This window comes from Streptomyces echinoruber, from assembly GCF_014651135.1.
In the GTDB taxonomy this organism is placed as follows: Bacteria; Actinomycetota; Actinomycetes; order Streptomycetales; family Streptomycetaceae; genus Streptomyces; species Streptomyces echinoruber.
This window is the reverse complement of record NZ_BMWH01000082.1, coordinates 1-1,357: the sequence shown is the minus strand read 5'-3', so window position 1 is coordinate 1,357 and position 1,357 is coordinate 1. Positions and strand designations below refer to the sequence as shown.

Annotated in this window: 1 protein-coding gene; it reads left to right on the top strand. The window is 73.3% G+C overall.

Going from position 1 to position 1,357, the window contains the following annotated elements:
* Positions 1–1,357, top strand: a 1,357-nt coding sequence (locus tag IE225_RS32590; RefSeq protein WP_229880215.1) for an acyltransferase domain-containing protein, incomplete at both ends; no start/stop codon positions are given.

Sequence of the window (1,357 nt, the reverse complement as noted above, 5' to 3'; positions counted from 1 at the left end):
GGGCGCGGTGCGGCTGCTGACCGAGGCCCGGGCGTGGCCGCAGACCGGCGACCGGCCCCGGCGGGCCGCCGTCTCCGCCTTCGGCGTCAGCGGAACCAACGCCCACGTCATCCTCGAACAGGACCGGGTACAGGACGGCGAGGCGCCGGACACCCCCCGTACTTCTCTCCCTGTCCTGGCCTGGCCTCTCTCCGGCCACACTGAAGAAGCCCTGCCCGCCCAGGCGCAACGCCTCTACGACTTCCTCGCCGCACACCTCGAAACCGACCCGGTCGACATCGCCTGGTCCCTCACGACCACACGCACCTCCCTCACCCATCGCGCGGTCGTTCTGGGAAACGACCGCGAGGAATTGGTGCGGGGTCTGCGGTCCTTGGCGTCCGGAGAGTCCGCGCCGGAGGTGCCCACCGGGCGCGTCGGCGAAGAAGGTCGCCTGGCGTTCCTGTTCTCGGGGCAGGGGTCCCAACGGCTGGGTATGGGGCGGGAGTTGTATGACGCCTTCCCTGTGTTCGCCGAAGCGTTCGACGCGGTGGTGGCCGAGGTGGGGGAGGAGCTGCGGCAGGTCGTCTTCGGGGACGACGCCGAGCGGCTGGACGAGACGCGCTGGGCGCAGCCGGCTCTGTTCGCCGTCGAGGTCGCCCTGTTCCGGCTGGTGGAGTCCTGGGGGGTGCGGCCGGACTACCTGGTGGGGCACTCCGTCGGGGAGCTGGCCGCCGCCCATGTGGCCGGGGTGCTGTCGCTGGCCGATGCCTGCCGTCTCGTCGTCGCCCGCGGGGAGCTGATGCAGCAACTCCCGCCCGGCGGGGCCATGGTGGCCATCGAGGCCGCCGAGGAGGAGGTGCGGCCGCTGCTCAAGGGCCGGGAGGCCGAGGTGGCGGTGGCGGCGGTCAACGGGCCGCGTGCGGTGGTCGTTTCCGGCGTGGAGGAGGCCGTCACGGCGGTGGCCGGGGAGCTGGCGGCGCAGGGCCGTCGTACCACCCGGCTGCGGGTCAGCCACGCCTTCCACTCCCCGCTGATGGAGCCGATGCTCGACGACTTCCGGGAGGTGGCCGCGTCCGTCACTTACGCGCCCCCGGCGATTCCGGTGGTCTCCAACGTCACCGGCCGCCTCGCCGAGGAGGGCGAGCTGGCCTCCCCCGAGTACTGGGTGCGGCACGTGCGCGAGGCGGTGCGGTTCGCCGACGGCGTGGCCTGGCTGGCCGATCAGGGGGTGACCCGGTTCGTCGAGCTGGGCCCGGACGGCACCCTGACCGCCCTCGCCCAGACGGCTCTCCCCGAGGCCGCCGACGTTCTCCTCACCCCCACCCTCCGCAAGGACCGTGACGAGCCCGCCGCCCTTCTGAAGGCGCTGGCCCGG